Genomic DNA, 14,063 nt, shown 5'->3' with positions numbered 1-14,063 from the left:
TGCTACGCCTGCCGCTGGCTCCAGTAGTCGTCCAGCGTCGGCGTCTCCATGTCGAAACGATCGCGAATGGTCGCGCAGGTGCTGCCGCCGAGCCTGGCGATGGCATCGAGCCTGGCAGGGTCGATGTGCAGGCGTTCGGCGTCGACGACGTCTGAATGGTAATGCGCGAACAGAATCTCGCCCATGATGATCTGACGCGATTTGCCGAGTTCGAGCGTGATGTGGCGGCGGCATTCGAACGCGGCCGGCGCTTCCTTGATCCAGGGCGACGCCACGGTCTTGCCCGGCATGGCGGTTAGCCCAGCGGCCTTCAACTCGTCATGCTCCGGCGCGAACGGCACGGCGCAGACATGCATCGCCTCGGCAATCGCGTGCGAGACGATGTTGACGGTGAAGACCTCGGTCAGGCGGATGTTGAGACCGGTGTCCTTGAACCGCATGTCCGGATGGTTCTCGACGCCGAGCGCGAGGATCGGCGGATCGGCCGACAGGCAATTGAAGAAGCTGAATGGCGCTGCGTTGATCTTCCCTGCGGGATCAACCGTCGTCACCAGCGCGATCGGCCGCGGTACGACGGTGCCGATCAGCAGCTTGTACTTGTCGCGCGCCGATAGCTCGCGGAAGTCGAACGTGACGTCGTCGGGAGTGTGAGCACTGCTGTCCATCATGTCTCTCAGGTCGGAACGGTCGTCGAGCCAGCGACCACCGAATTCTTCGGGGCAATTATCAGCGCTTCTGACCAAGATGCGAGCGGAAGATTTGAGCAAGGGGCGCTACGTTTGCCTGTGATCCCCGTGCGACTCGTCCTTGCCGCCGAGCATTCGGTGCACCCAGTGCTCGATCCGGCGGCCGATCGTGAGCACAGCGAAGGCCAGCGCCAACGCGACCACAACGATCCTCCACTGTCCGGCGCCGCAGACGACGCCGAGGCATGCGGCAAGGAAGGTGCAGGCGGCACTGGTCAGACCGCGGACGCGAAATCGATCGCTCTCGTGGACGATCACGCCGGCGCCGAGGAAGCCAATGCCGATGAGGATGCCCTGGATGACTCGGCTCGTCGCATCGGCAACTCTGCTGGGCTCGGCGAGCTGCAACGCGAGCAGGACTATGGTCGCGGTGGAGAGGCCGACGATGCCGAGCGTCTTCAACCCGATCGGATTGCCATGCAGATCGCGGTTGAGCCCGATCGCGCTGCCGGCAAGCGTCGCGACACCGAGGCGCAGCAGGATTTCCGTCCAGTCGAGCTCCGTCATGTCTTGGGCAGTCGTCCCATCAGGTAGAATTCGTCATTCGGCCGCATGCCGGTGAAATTCGCCAGACGATTCGACAGCGCGAAGAAGGCCGCGATCGCCGCGATGTCCCAGATATCGTCGTCGCTGAAGCCGTGCGGGGCGAGGCTTGCGAAATCCTCCTCGGATATCCGTTGCGCGTCGGCCGAGATCTTCATCGCGAAATCGAGCATCGCCTTTTGCCGCGGCGTGATGTCGGCCTTGCGGTAATTGATCGCGACCTGGTCGGCGATCAGCGGATTCTTGGCGCGGATGCGCAGGATCGCGCCATGGGCGATCACGCAATATTGGCACTGGTTGGCCGCCGAAGTCGCCACCACGATCATCTCGCGCTCGGCCTTGGTGAGGCCGCTGTCCTTCTCCATCAGCGCGTCGTGATAGGCGAAGAAGGCGCGGAACTCATCGGGCCGGTAGGCCAGCGTCAGAAACACGTTGGGTACGAAGCCGCTCTTCTCCTGCACGGCGAGGAGACGGGTGCGGATGTCGTCAGGGAGCGTGTCGAGAGCGGGTGCGGGGAAGCGTTGCGCGGGCTTTGTCATGGGCATGGTTCCGGCTTGGGGCCGGCAACCATAGTCGATGCGGGAGGCCGCCTCAATGTGTCGCGACGTTTCGCGGGGCGCGTGCCACAAACTCGGTGTCATCGCCCGATTTAATCGGGCGATCCAGTAATCCGAGACGGTGCGTGATACGGAAGGGCCGCGGCGTACTGGATGCCCCGGTCAAGCCGGGGCATGACAGCGGCATTCGCGGAAGCGATGTCTACGCCTTACCTGAGCGGTTTCTTCAGCAGCGAGAAGCGGTCCGGATCGAGGCCCATCGAGGGCTGCAGCATCGGTGTCTCGGCCGGCGCCAGCGTCTTGGCCGTCGGCGCCTGGAACACCGGGTCGTTCGGGACGTCGCGCTGCGAGGTCGCGCCGCGCCAGCGCTCGAGCACCGCGCCGACGAAATGCATGTCGTGACCCGACGTGATCGACGGCACGCTCGCGATGGTGGCTTCGCCGCGCGGCAGTTGGTGCGGCGGCACCTCCTTGAAGCGCAACCGCGTCGGCAGTGCGACGCCTTCGCCGAACGCCAGCACCTCGCGGGTGCCGAGCGAGGGCACGAAGGACAGCAGGTTCGCGGCCGCGTCCGACACCGCGGCGCGCAGCAGTGCCTGGTCGCGGTCGTTGGCAAGACGCATCGTGAACAGCGTGTTGCACTGGGAGATGATGGTGGCGTCGAGCTCGGCGGGACGCTGCGTGATCAGGCCGAGATAGACGCCGTATTTACGGCCTTCCTTGGCAATGCGCGAGACGGCCTTGCGGGTCGGACCGAAGCCGATATTGCGGTCGGCGGAAGCGTAACGGTGCGCTTCCTCGCAGACGAACAGCATCGGCGAGACGCCGTCGCTCCACAGGCCGAAATCGAACGCCATGCGGCAAAGCACCGAGACGACGGAATCGATGACCTCCGCCGGGAATCCGGCGAGCTGCATCACCGTCATCGGCTTGCCGTTGGCAGGCAGGCGGAACAGATGGCTGATCACCTCGGCCATGGTGTCGCCGCCGACATTGGCGTTGTCGAACATGAAGGCGTAGCGCGGATCGTTCTTCACGGCTTCGATGCGCGAGATCAGCTTGTGATAGATGATGCGCGAAGAGCGGTTCTCCAGCTTGCCCATGCGCTCGTCGATCAGCGAGATCAGATCGACCAGACGATACGGCACCGGCGTGTCGACGGTGAAGCCGATCTGCTTGGGATCGACGCGCTTCAGGCCGAGCCGATCGGTGTTCTGGTATTGCGTGTAGATGCCCTTGGCCATCGGGATGACTTCGGCGAGGACGTCGAGCTCCTCCGGCACGCCGGCGCGGCCGCCGAACAGCACGTCGACGATTTCCTCGAAATTGAACAGCCAGAACGGCAGCTTCAGGTTTCGCGGGTTGAGCACCAGCGCGCGGTCGCCAAAGCAGCGGCCATATTCGTTGTGCACGTCGAGCAGGAAGATGCGCAGGTTGGGCCGCGCTTTCAGGATCTCGTTGAGCAGCAGCGACACGCCGGTCGATTTACCGACGCCGGTCGACCCCAGCACCGCAAAGTGCTTGGAGAGCATTTCCTCGATATCGACATAGGCGACGACGGAACGGTCCTGCTGGAGGAAGCCGACATTGATCTGGTCCGAGCCGGTCGGCGCGTAGATGGTGCGCAGCTCCTGGCTGGTGATCAGGTCGACCGCATCGCCGATGGTGGGATAGTTGGTGACGCCGCGCTGGAATTTGGCCTTGTCGGCGGCATTGAGGATCTCGCCGAGCAGGTCGACCGAGGCGATGGCGATGTAGTCGGGGCTCGACAAGTTCTCGCAGGACACCTCGGTGATCATGGCGACGATGACCGAGCTGGCGCAGCGGATGCTGACGAAGCGGCCGACGGTGGCCCGAACCTCCGAGACCGGCATCTGGCTTGCCGCCAGAAGCCCGACCCGGGCGAGCGATCCGCGTACCGAAATGACGCGTCCAAAGGAAGTCACGATGGATGAACCTGGAAAGTCCGAGGAGTTTGCCCCTGACTATGCGAGGTGGGGCTGCACAAACGGTTAAACGGCAGGCGCGGCAGCTTCGTTAAATGTGCCGAAATTCGGCAGGCTGGATTGTACCCAATGCATACTTGGGCACGGAATCGGCCGGAAAATGCTGCTTTGTTGGGCTCTTGCGACCAAATTCGATTAAGGAAGATTTTACCATTCGGGCAGTCCGTCGGCCGTTCGGGGGACCGCCGTTCATCGATGGGAACGAGGTCCAAGCCGCAGGGGCCATGCGTTGATTTGTTGACGGGACCTAATCATTTGTACATTAGTACAAATGAGCCCGTGGCCGAGTGCCGTCCGGGCGCACCCATCAAGATTGCGCCCTGCGCCCGATTGCGCGATGCCCGTGAACCGGATCGCCACGCTTCTGGAGGAAGCCCATGCAGCCCGAACCGATCCTCGATCTCGCCCATCTCGGCCACATGGAACTGCTGACGCCGAAGCCCGACGAGAGCCTGAAATTCTTCGTCGATGTCATGGGCATGACTGTCAGCGGGCAGAAGGGCGAGTCCGTCTACCTGCGCGGCTGGGACGATTACGAGCGCTATTCGCTCAAGCTGACGGCGTCGAAGACCTCGGGCATGGAGCACATGGCGTTGCGCGCGCGCAGCCAGCAGGCGCTGGAGCGCCGTGTCGCCGCGTTGAAGGGCTCGGGCTTCGACATCGGCTGGATCGACGGCGACATGGGGCAGGGGCCGACCTTCCGCTGCCGCGACCCCGATGGCCACATCGTCGAGCTCTATTACGAGACCGAATGGTATCAGGCACCGCCGGAGCTGAAGCCTGCGCTCAAGAACCAGGCACAGCGTTTTCCCGCGCGCGGCGTCAATGTTCGCCGTCTCGACCACCTCAACTGCCTCGCCGTCGACATCAAGGCCAACCGCGAATTCTTCGAGAATTATCTCGGTTGCCGCCTCACCGAGCAGATCGTGCTCAATGACGGCCGCGAAGCTGCGATGTGGCTGACGATGTCGAACAAGAGCTACGACTTCGCCTATTCGCTCGACCATTCCGGCACGCGAGGCCGTTTCCACCACGTCACCTACGCGCTCGACAGCCGCGAGGAGATTCTCCGCGCTGCAGACATCTTCCTGGAGAACGGGGTGCACATCGAGACCGGCCCGCACAAGCACGCGATCCAGCAGACCTTCTTCCTCTATGTCTACGAGCCCGGCGGCAACCGCGTCGAAGTCGCCAATGCCGGCGCCCGCCTCATCCTCGCGCCGGACTGGAAGCCGATCGTGTGGACGGAAGAAGAGCGCAAGAAGGGCCAGGCCTGGGGGTTGAAGACCATCGAATCCTTCCACACCCACGGCACGCCGCCGGTGGACGCGAAGAAGCACGGGTGAGCTAAAGCATGTGCGCCAGGCGGGCTCTGAGCAAGCGCCTCGTCCTTCGAGATGGCTGCTTCGCAGCCTCCTCAGGATGAGGCTAACGGGCAGCTTTGTCTTGTAGAACTGCCGCTACGCACTCCGCCCCTCATCCTGAGGGCCCGCCGCAGGCGGGCGTCTCGAAGGATGGCCACGGGCGAGCTTCCAGCCACCGCCTTCTGCTTTAATGCGCCGACGCCCGCACGCGTGCGATCGTCTCGCGGACGCCGGTCCAGGCCGGCTTGTCCGGCGCAAACTGCCCGCGCAGGAAGCCGACGAGCGCCTCGACCTGCGCGTCGCTCATGCTGTTCTTGAACGCGGGCATGTAGCCGAGATCGCTGGAGGCGGGCTCGGCGATGCCATGCAGGATCACCTGCACGAGATTGTCCGGCGTCGTGCCGTGCAGATTGCTGTTGAGCGCGAGCGAGGGACGGCTGCCGAACAGCGGCAGGCCGCCGACCTCGTGGCAGACCGCGCAGGCGCCCTGATAGAGCCGCGCGCCGGTCGAGGACGCGACGGTGACTTGCGTTGTGCTCTCCAGCTTCGCCGCAAGCGCGGGCGCGTCCGCCGCGATGTCGTTGAACGAGCCGAGATAGACCGCCATCGCGCGGATGTCGGGATCGGGCAGCGCTTTGAGATCCCTGACGATCGGCGCCATCGGGCCGGCAGCGACGCCGTGATAACGCGAATGTCCCGTGCGCAAATAGGCGAACAGCTCGTCCTCGCTCCAGGGGATTGGTGCCTGCGATAGCGATGTCAGCGGCGGCGCCTCCCAGCCCTCGGCAAAGCCGCCGGCGAGATAGGCCCGGCGCTGCTCGGCGCCAAGCGCATTGCGCGGCGAATGGCAGGCGCTGCAATGGCCGAGGCTCTCGACCAGATAGGCGCCGCGATTCCAGGCCTCCGACTTGGCGGGGTCGGGCTTGAACGCCTTGGTCTGGTGGAACAGCGCATTCCAGCCCGCGAGCAGCGGACGAAGGTTGAACGGGAAGGTGAGCGTGTTCGCAGGGGCCGTTGCGCGCACCGAGGGCTGCGCCATCAGATAGGCGTAGAGCGCCTGCATGTCGGCATCATCAGTCTTCGAAAAGTGCGTGTACGGGAAGGCGGGATAGAGTTGCCGTCCGTCGCGATGCAGCCCCTCGCGCATCGCGCGCTCGAAGGCGTGATAGGACCAGTCGCCGATGCCGGTCTCGACGTCGGGCGTGATGTTGGTGCTGTAGATGGTGCCGAACGGCGTCGGAAGCGCGCGGCCGCCGGCGTTGAGCACGCCGCCGAGGCTGGTGTGGCATTCCGCGCAATTGCCGAGCGCTGCGAGCTGCTGACCGCGGGCGATCGTCGCGGCGGAATAGACCGATGCATCGGGCCGCGCGATCGGCGCGATGGCCCGCCCTGGCAGCAGCGCCGTGCCGATGCCGATTGCGGCGGTGCAGACGGCCGCGATCGTCGCGAAAATTCCGGCGCGCTTGGCGAAGGGATTCTCCCGGATGCGCGACGGTTTTGGCGCCGTGGTGGGCGCGGGCAGGGCCTGAGGTGTGGGCGACGCCTCACCGTGCAACCCCTTCAGGATGCGCTCCGGCGTGAACGGCGGCTCGCGAAAGCGCACGCCGGTTGCATCGAAGATCGCGTTCGCGATCGCCGCCGCGCTCGGCACCGAGGCCGACTCGCCGACGCCGAGCGGTGGCTGGTCCTGTCGCGGCAGCATCAGCACGTCGATCTTCGGCACGTCGGGGAAGGGGATGATCGGATAGGCGCCCCATTCGCGCGCCGCCACTGCGCCGCGCTCGAACGAGACCTCCTCCATCAGCGCGCGGCTGGTGGACTGGATGACGTTGCCGTGGATCTGGTGGCGCACGCCGTCCGGATTGATCATCAGGCCGGAATCCTGTCCCGCGACGACGCGGGTGACGCTGACGTCGCCGGTGGACTTGTTCACCGCGACGTCGGCGACCCAGGCCGACCACGCCGCGCCATAGCCGGGAAACTTGCTGTGGACATAGAGCGCATAGGCAAAGCCGCGGCCGTGGACGATATCGCCGTCCTTCTCCTCGCGCACCGGACGCGGCGTCCAGCCGGCGCGTTCGGCCACCGCGTTGACGAGATCGACCGCGCGCTGGTCCTTCAGGTAACGCAGCCGATACTCGATGGGATCGACGCCGGCCTCGGTCGCGGCCTCGTCGATATAGGATTCATGCGCAAAGGTGTTCGGCAGCGCCGAGACACCGCGGAACCATGACGCGCGCACGATCGGCGCCATGTCGTGGGCGACGACGCGCATGTGGTCGTAGTCGTAAGGCGGGATCGCGGTGCGATCGCCCATCTGGAGCACGGTGGGCTCGGATGGAATTCGTCCCGTCAGCAGCAGCGCGAGCGTCGGTGCCGCGTTCGAGGGATAGCGCGTGGCGAGATCGTAACCGGCGATGCCGCCTTGAGCGTCGAGGCCGCCATTGACGTCGATGAGCTGTGCGGTGCCCTTCGGCTCCCAGGCGTGCTCCTGCTCGCGCGTCAGCTGCACGCGCACGGGGCGGCCGACGGCACGCGACAGCAGCAGTGCGTCGGCGGTGACGTCGTCCGCGCAGTTGCGGCCATAGCAGCCGGCGGCCTCGAGCCGGATCACCTCGACCTCGCTCTCGGGACGTTCGATCAGCAGCGCGAGATCGGCGCGCAGCACGTGCGGGTTCTGCGTGCCGGACCAGACCCGGACATTGCCGTCCTGGAAGTCGGCGACCGCGCAGGACGGACCGATCGAGGCGTGCATCTGATACGGCCAGACGTAAGTGCGCGGCATCGGCTTGGCAGCGCCGGCGATCGCCGCATCGACGTCGCCCTTGTCGATCAGCGTGCGCGGCGTCGACGGATGGGCGCGCAGCGCGGTCTCGACATCGGCGAGATCGGCGAGCTCAGGCGTCGGCTTCCAGCTCACCGCGAGCCGCTCGGCCGCGCGAATCGCGTTCTCCTCGCGCTCGGCGACGACGCCGACGAAATCGCCGATCCGCACGACGGCGACGAGACCGGGGATATCGCGCACCGAGGACTCGTCGACCGCGATCAGGCTGGTGCCGACGAAGGGGCCGGCATCGACGCCGGAATAGGGCGGCCGCACCACGCGGCCGTGCAGCATGCCTGGCAGGCGAATGTCGTGCACGAAGGTCAGCTCACCCGTCGCCTTGGCAGGAAGGTCGACGCGCGGCATCGATCGGCCGACGATGGCGTAATCGGCGACCGCCTTGACGGTGACATCATCGGCAAGCTCGAGGCGAACGGTTTCGCCGCCGATCAGTTCGCCGTAGCTGACGCTGCGATTATGGCCGCGGACGAGGCCGTCCTCGATCGTCAGCTCTTCGACCGGCAGCTCCAGCCGTTCGGCCGCGCGCGCGATCAAGAAGTGCCGCGCTTGTGCCGCGGCCTTGCGCAAGGGAACGGCCGTGATCTGGATGGTCTCGCTCGCAATCGTCGCGCCCTGGTTCGGCACCACAGCCGTGTCGCCGAGAACCACGACGACGCGCGCAAAGGACACGTCGAGCTCTTCGGCGACGATCTGCCCGAGCGCGGTGCGGATGCCGGTGCCGAGATCGACATGGCCATTATAGGCCGTGACCGATCCATCGGCGGTAATGCGGACGAAGGTTTCTGATGTGACCTCGTCCACCGTGCGGACGACGACGAGCGAGCCGCGCTCAGCTCCGTTCGGATGCGGGGAGGACATCAATCACGGGCCTCGGCGAGCTGGCCCGATGCGCGCATCACGGCGCGCAGGATTTCGACATGGGTGCCGCAGCGGCAGAGATTGTAGCGCAGCGCGGCGAGCGCTTCCTGCTCGGTCGGCTGCGGGTTGATCGCAAGCAGCGCCTTGGTGGTCATGATCATGCCGTTGAGGCAGTAGCCGCATTGCGCGGCCTGCTCGGCGATGAAGGCCTGCTGCACGACATCAGGCTTGTCGCGCGTGCCGAGTCCTTCGAGCGTCACGATGTCGCGTCCGGCGCAGCCGCTGATCGGAATCACGCAAGAGCGCGCGGCTGTGCCGTCGATCAGGACAGTACAGGTGCCGCATTCACCCAGGCCGCAACCGTATTTCGGGCCGTTGAGTCCGAGATCATTGCGCAGCACATAGAGCAGCGGCGTCTGGCGCTCCGCCGCGACGTCGTGGATCCTGCCGTTCACGGTGAGGCGGATCGGTGCCTGCGTCATCCTCGTTCCCAAACCCTGCGATCGCAAAAATTCCAGATCGCTTGAAATCTACGTCGCGACGATACCGTTTGTACACAAACGTGCAAGCGGCCATGCCGCAGTGCAGCGCAAGTGCCCGCTTTGTGGACAAAGCCGAGAGGCAAATGAGGTTTTATTCGGCAGGCGCGGCTTTTCGCGCGCGGCGCCGCTTGACAGCTATCAGGACCGCGCGCAACATCGTTCGTATACGAATGATAACCGCAATGTCTGCTGGCTTCGACATGGTGATGGAAACAACGAGCGCTGCCGTCGACAAGATCCGCTGCGATGCCTGTCCGGTGATGTGCTACATCAAGCCGGGCGCGGCGGGCGCCTGCGACCGCTATGCCAACCACGACGGCAAGCTTGTCCGCGTCGATCCGCACATCATTCTCGAACGCACGGTGTCGCAGGGCGGCAAGCTGGTGCCGTTCAGCCGCACCGAAGACTGGGACGGCAAGCTCGTCCATGAGCCCTCGACCTTCGTGACCGCGATCGGCGCGGGCACGACCTATCCGGATTACAAGCCGGCGCCCTTCATCGTCTCGTCCGAGGTCGACGGCGTCGACATGGTGACCGTCGTCACCGAGGGCATCTTCTCCTATTGCGGCATCAAGGTGAAGATCGACACCGACCGCTATCTCGGCCCGGAGACCGCGACCGTGCGGGCGCAGGGCGAGGCGGTCGGCCATGTCACCACCAGCGAATACGGCTCGCAGATGTTGTCGCTCGGCGGCGTCCATCATCTGACCGGCGGCTCCAAGAAGGAGGGCCGCGTCACCTGCGACACGTTGATGGATCTCGCCAATTGCAAGGCGGTGGAGCTCACCATCGACGGCGGCGCCAGCGTGGTGGTGCAGGCCGGCCAGCCGCCGATCGTCAACGGCGTCAAAGAAGAGCGCATGCGCGTCGGCTGCGGCTCGGCGACCATTGGCATGTTCGCCAAGCAATGGCACGGCAAGGTCGACGAAGTCGTGGTGGTCGACGACCATATCACCGGCGTGCTCAGCGAGCATCAGGCCGGCAAGCTGCTCGACATCGCCGACACCGGCATCAAGATGAAGGGGCGGCGCTCGACGCCCGGCCGCTATTTCCAGGTCGCCGATCCCGGCACGGGCTGGGGCGGCACCAACATCTCCGATCCGCTGGCGATCCTCGGGCCGTTCGACGTCAAGGAGGCCAAGCCCGGCCTCTCGATGCTGATGGTGTCCACGACCGGCGAGCACTCCTCCTACTATGTGCTCGACGAAGCCTTGAAGCCGGTCGAGACGGAGATGCCCGCCGACCTGAAATTCTCGGTCGAGCGCATTCAGGAAAATTGCGAGCCGGCGCTGTGCACGGTGCTGTTCATGGCCGGTGCCGGCGGTTCGTTGCGCGCCGGCGTCACCGACAATCCGGTGCGGTTGACGCGCTCGGTGAAGGACGCGCTGACGCGCGTCACCAGCGGCGGCGCCCCGGTCTATGTCTGGCCTGGCGGCGGCATCACCTACATGGTCGACGTGACCCAGATGCCTGCAGGCGCATTCGGTTATGTGCCGACGCCGGCGCTGGTTGCGCCGATCGAATTCACGATGAAATTGACCGACTATGCCGCGCTCGGCGGCCATATGGATTACGTGAAGCCACTGTCGGAGGTGAGGGACGGCGATGATGTCCGTCAGTTGCCCTGGCAGAACCCGATTCCGGGACGGCGGGCATGACACGGCTCCCGCAAATCGCATTGCTGTCTGATGGCCGGCGGCTGCATTTGCAGGATGGACCGATTGATCTGATCGTCGAGGCGAAGGGGCGCGAGCACGAGGTGCGCGCGGCTTACGAGGCTGCAGTGCGCCGCTTCACCGGTCTGCTCGACGAGCTCTGCGTGGAACTGCCGGAGCTACGGACGGCTGCCGAGAGGCGGACGTCGCTGAAGGGCGTGGTCGCGCGTCGCATGCACGCCGCTGTCGCGCCTTATGCCGCCGATGGCTTCATCACGCCGATGGCCGCGGTGGCGGGCAGCGTGGCCGAAGAGATTCTCGGCGCGATGCTGGACGCTGCGTCGCTCGACCGGGTCTATGTCAACAATGGCGGCGACATCGCCCTGCATCTCGGTCAGGGCGAGCATTTTTCGGTGGGGCTGATGGATCGGCCGGACCGCGACGGCGTGATGCGCGCCATGAGGGTCGATGCGGATGACCCGGTGCGCGGTATCGCGACCAGTGGACGCCACGGCCGCAGCTTCTCACTCGGCATCGCCGATGCCGTGACCGTGCTGGCGGCGACGGCCTCGCAGGCCGATGCAGCCGCGACTGTGATCGCCAACGCCGTCGATCTGCCCGGGCATCCCGCCATCATCCGCCAACCCGCAAACGAGCTTCAGCCCGACAGCGATCTCGGTGCGCGTCTCGTCACCCGCGATGTCGGTGAATTGTCGCAAGAAGAGATCGCCAAGGCGCTGGAATCTGGCGCGGAATGTGCACGGCAATTATTCGATCGCGGACTGATCGAGGGGGCCGTGCTGCGGCTTTGTGGTGATATGCTTGTCATCGGAACCAAGGATATAGAAGAGCAACGACCGCGCCCGCTTGTGCTGGAGAACGCGGTCTGTGCCTGAACAGGGAAGCGAAACATGAGCGCGATCATCCGCAAGATCGTCACCGTCGTCGAAGAGACGCAGATGGAGATGGGCCGCCAGGTCTCGCCGCCGACCCGGCGCGCGGCCGCGATCGCCGTGATCGAAAATCCCTTTGCCGGAAAATATGTCGAGGACCTTTCGCCGCTGATCGCGATCGGCGAGGAGCTTGGTGATCTCCTGGCGAAGCGCGCGGTCGCCGCACTCGGCATCGATGGTGCGAAGGCGCAGAGCTACGGCAAGGCCGCCGCCGTCGGCGAGAACGGCGAGCTGGAACATGCGGCCGCCATTCTCCACCCCAAGATGGGCGCACCGGTGCGCAAGATCCTGACCAAGGGGGCGGCGCTGATTCCGTCGTCGAAGAAGCGCAGCGGCCCCGGCACGACGCTGGACATTCCGCTCGGCCACAAGGACGCGGCCTTCGTGCGCAGTCATTTCGACGGCATGGAGGTGCAGATCAACGATGCGCCACGCGCCAACGAGATCATGGTCGCCGTCGCCGTCACCGACAGTGGCCGTCCGCTGCCGCGCGTCGGCGGGCTGACGGTCGCGGAGATCAAGGGCGAAGACGGTTTGAAATAAGGGACGGTTCGGAGGGGCGGGCACAGCTTCTCCCGCACGATCGTGGTCGAGAGATAAAGTTCAAAACTGGAGGTTGGGATGCGAGCAAGAAATTATTTTGTCGGCGCGGCCTTTGCGCTTCTGGCTGCCGGCATGGGTCATTCTGCCATGGCAGAGGACATCAAGATCGGCGAGATCAACAGCTACTCGCTGCTGCCGTCCTTCACCGAGCCCTACCGCAAGGGCTGGCAGCTCGCCGTCGAAGAGATCAACGCGGCCGGCGGCATCAACGGCAAGAAGCTCGTCGTCGTCTCCAAGGACGACGGCGGCAAGCCGGCGGATGCGCAGACCGCGGCCAATGAGCTCGTCTCCAGCGAAGGCGTCGCGATGCTGACGGGCACGTTCCTGTCCAACATCGGTCTCGCCGTCTCTGACTTCGCCAACCAGAAGAAGGTCTTCTTCCTCGCGGCCGAGCCGCTGACGGACGCCGTGACCTGGGCGAAGGGCAACAAGTACACCTTCCGCCTGCGTCCTTCCAACTACATGCAAGCCGCGATGCTGGTGGAAGCCGCCAGCAAGCTGCCCGCAAAGCGCTGGGCGACCATCGCGCCGAACTATGAATACGGCCAGTCGGCCGTCGCGGTGTTCAAGAAGTTGATGTCGGAGAAGCGCCCTGACATCCAGTGGGTCGACGAACAGTGGCCGCCGCAGGGCAAGATCGACGCGGGTCCGGTGGTGCAGGCCGTGGCGCAGGCCAATCCGGAAGCCATCCTCAACGTCACCTTCGGTCCCGATCTCGTCAAGCTCGTGCGCGAGGGTAACACCCGCGGTCTGTTCAAGGGACGCGAGGTCGTATCGTTCCTGACCGGCGAGCCGGAATATCTCGATCCGCTCAAGGACGAGACGCCGGATGGCTGGATCGTCACCGGCTATCCCTGGTACTCGATCAAGACGCCCGAGCACGACGCGTTCCTGAAGGCTTACCAGGCCAAGTACAACGACTATCCGCGTCTCGGCTCGATCGTCGGCTACCAGACCATCAAGGCGGCTGCCGCCATCCTGGCCAAGGCCGGCTCGACCGACACCGACAAGATGATCGCAGCCGCTGAAGGCCTGTCGATGCCGTCGCCGTTCGGCGAGATCACCTTCCGCAAGATCGACCACCAGTCGACGCTGGGCGCCTTCGTCGGCAAGACCGCGCAGAAGGACGGCAAGGGCGTGATGGTCGACTTCTCCTACAAGAAGGGCTCGGACTATCTTCCGAGCGATGCCGAAGTCGAGAAGCTGCGGCCGAAGGATTGATGCGTCTTCACTTCTCCCTCTCCCCGCCCTTCGCGGGGAGAGGGTAGGGGTGAGGGGCTCTCTCCACGCTCCGCGATGGTGGAGAGAGCCCCTCACCCGGATCGCAAGGGCGATCCGACCTCTCCCCGCAAGAGCGGGGAGAGGTGAAATTCAGACCTAACCCGGACCGC

11 protein-coding genes are annotated in these 14,063 nt (G+C 65.1%); 5 read left to right on the top strand and 6 right to left on the bottom strand.

The genetic code is table 11. The features are described 5' to 3' along the window. Positions 1 to 2: 2 nt before the first annotated feature. The 4 genes from QA645_RS26110 to QA645_RS26095 all read right to left on the bottom strand — a co-directional run bounded on the left by QA645_RS26110 (position 3) and on the right by QA645_RS26095 (position 3,792). Positions 3 to 665 (bottom strand): flavin reductase family protein, encoded by a 663-nt coding sequence (locus tag QA645_RS26110; RefSeq protein ID WP_254135375.1) that lies wholly within the window; start codon positions 663 to 665, stop codon positions 3 to 5. A gap of 108 nt (positions 666 to 773) precedes the next feature. Further along, a complete protein-coding gene (locus QA645_RS26105; protein ID WP_283044433.1) occupies positions 774 to 1,253 on the bottom strand; it encodes an MgtC/SapB family protein in 480 nt (159 codons plus the stop codon). Beyond that, positions 1,250 to 1,828, bottom strand: coding sequence for a peroxidase-related enzyme (locus QA645_RS26100; protein WP_254130734.1), 579 nt, complete (start codon positions 1,826 to 1,828; stop codon positions 1,250 to 1,252). Before QA645_RS26100 ends, QA645_RS26105 begins: the two co-directional genes overlap by 4 nt. Positions 1,829 to 2,055: 227 nt before the next feature. Then, positions 2,056 to 3,792, bottom strand: coding sequence for a DUF87 domain-containing protein (locus tag QA645_RS26095; RefSeq protein ID WP_254130735.1), 1,737 nt, complete (start codon positions 3,790 to 3,792; stop codon positions 2,056 to 2,058). A 437-nt stretch (positions 3,793 to 4,229) separates the two neighbouring features. On the opposite strand from QA645_RS26095, the gene QA645_RS26090 reads away from it, so the two are divergent. Beyond that, positions 4,230 to 5,198 (top strand): catechol 2,3-dioxygenase, encoded by a 969-nt coding sequence (locus QA645_RS26090; protein WP_254130736.1) that lies wholly within the window; start codon positions 4,230 to 4,232, stop codon positions 5,196 to 5,198. A 205-nt stretch (positions 5,199 to 5,403) separates the two neighbouring features. On the opposite strand, the gene QA645_RS26085 is transcribed toward QA645_RS26090, so the two are convergent. Both QA645_RS26085 and QA645_RS26080 read right to left on the bottom strand, forming a co-directional pair. Further along, entirely contained in the window at positions 5,404 to 8,919 is a 3,516-nt protein-coding gene (locus QA645_RS26085; RefSeq protein ID WP_283044432.1) for a molybdopterin cofactor-binding domain-containing protein, read from the bottom strand. After that, a complete protein-coding gene (locus QA645_RS26080) occupies positions 8,919 to 9,401 on the bottom strand; it encodes a (2Fe-2S)-binding protein (protein WP_254193179.1) in 483 nt (160 codons plus the stop codon). Before QA645_RS26080 ends, QA645_RS26085 begins: the two co-directional genes overlap by 1 nt. 260 nt (positions 9,402 to 9,661) lie before the next feature. Here QA645_RS26080 and QA645_RS26075 point away from each other — a divergent pair, with 260 nt between their 5' ends. The 4 genes from QA645_RS26075 to QA645_RS26060 all read left to right on the top strand — a co-directional run bounded on the left by QA645_RS26075 (position 9,662) and on the right by QA645_RS26060 (position 13,893). Beyond that, entirely contained in the window at positions 9,662 to 11,119 is a 1,458-nt protein-coding gene (locus QA645_RS26075) for a 6-hydroxynicotinate reductase (RefSeq protein ID WP_283053333.1), read from the top strand. Continuing rightward, a complete protein-coding gene (locus QA645_RS26070; RefSeq protein ID WP_283044431.1) occupies positions 11,116 to 12,012 on the top strand; it encodes a UPF0280 family protein in 897 nt (298 codons plus the stop codon). The genes QA645_RS26075 and QA645_RS26070 overlap by 4 nt, the downstream gene beginning before the upstream one ends. A gap of 15 nt (positions 12,013 to 12,027) precedes the next feature. Then, entirely contained in the window at positions 12,028 to 12,612 is a 585-nt protein-coding gene (locus QA645_RS26065) for an amino acid synthesis family protein (protein ID WP_283044430.1), read from the top strand. Between the two features lie 78 nt (positions 12,613 to 12,690). Next, positions 12,691 to 13,893: an ABC transporter substrate-binding protein gene (locus tag QA645_RS26060; RefSeq protein ID WP_254130741.1), complete on the top strand. Its 1,203-nt coding sequence runs from the start codon at positions 12,691 to 12,693 to the stop codon at positions 13,891 to 13,893. The last annotated feature ends 170 nt before the right edge of the window (positions 13,894 to 14,063 follow it).

The sequence above is a fragment of the Bradyrhizobium sp. CIAT3101 genome (genome assembly GCF_029714945.1).
Lineage (GTDB): Bacteria > Pseudomonadota > Alphaproteobacteria > Rhizobiales > Xanthobacteraceae > Bradyrhizobium.
The sequence above is the reverse complement of the archived record's forward strand: the minus strand, read 5'-3'. Positions and strand labels throughout refer to the sequence as shown.

Coding starts and splice junctions, on each gene's coding strand:
- QA645_RS26080 (WP_254193179.1), bottom strand. CDS start 9,401: ATGACGCAGGCACCGATCCGCCTCACCGTGAACGGCAGGATCCACGAC.
- QA645_RS26100 (WP_254130734.1), bottom strand. CDS start 1,828: ATGACAAAGCCCGCGCAACGCTTCCCCGCACCCGCTCTCGACACGCTC.
- QA645_RS26070 (WP_283044431.1), top strand. CDS start 11,116: ATGACACGGCTCCCGCAAATCGCATTGCTGTCTGATGGCCGGCGGCTG.
- QA645_RS26065 (WP_283044430.1), top strand. CDS start 12,028: ATGAGCGCGATCATCCGCAAGATCGTCACCGTCGTCGAAGAGACGCAG.
- QA645_RS26110 (WP_254135375.1), bottom strand. CDS start 665: ATGGACAGCAGTGCTCACACTCCCGACGACGTCACGTTCGACTTCCGC.
- QA645_RS26090 (WP_254130736.1), top strand. CDS start 4,230: ATGCAGCCCGAACCGATCCTCGATCTCGCCCATCTCGGCCACATGGAA.
- QA645_RS26105 (WP_283044433.1), bottom strand. CDS start 1,253: ATGACGGAGCTCGACTGGACGGAAATCCTGCTGCGCCTCGGTGTCGCG.
- QA645_RS26085 (WP_283044432.1), bottom strand. CDS start 8,919: ATGTCCTCCCCGCATCCGAACGGAGCTGAGCGCGGCTCGCTCGTCGTC.
- QA645_RS26075 (WP_283053333.1), top strand. CDS start 9,662: ATGGTGATGGAAACAACGAGCGCTGCCGTCGACAAGATCCGCTGCGAT.
- QA645_RS26060 (WP_254130741.1), top strand. CDS start 12,691: ATGCGAGCAAGAAATTATTTTGTCGGCGCGGCCTTTGCGCTTCTGGCT.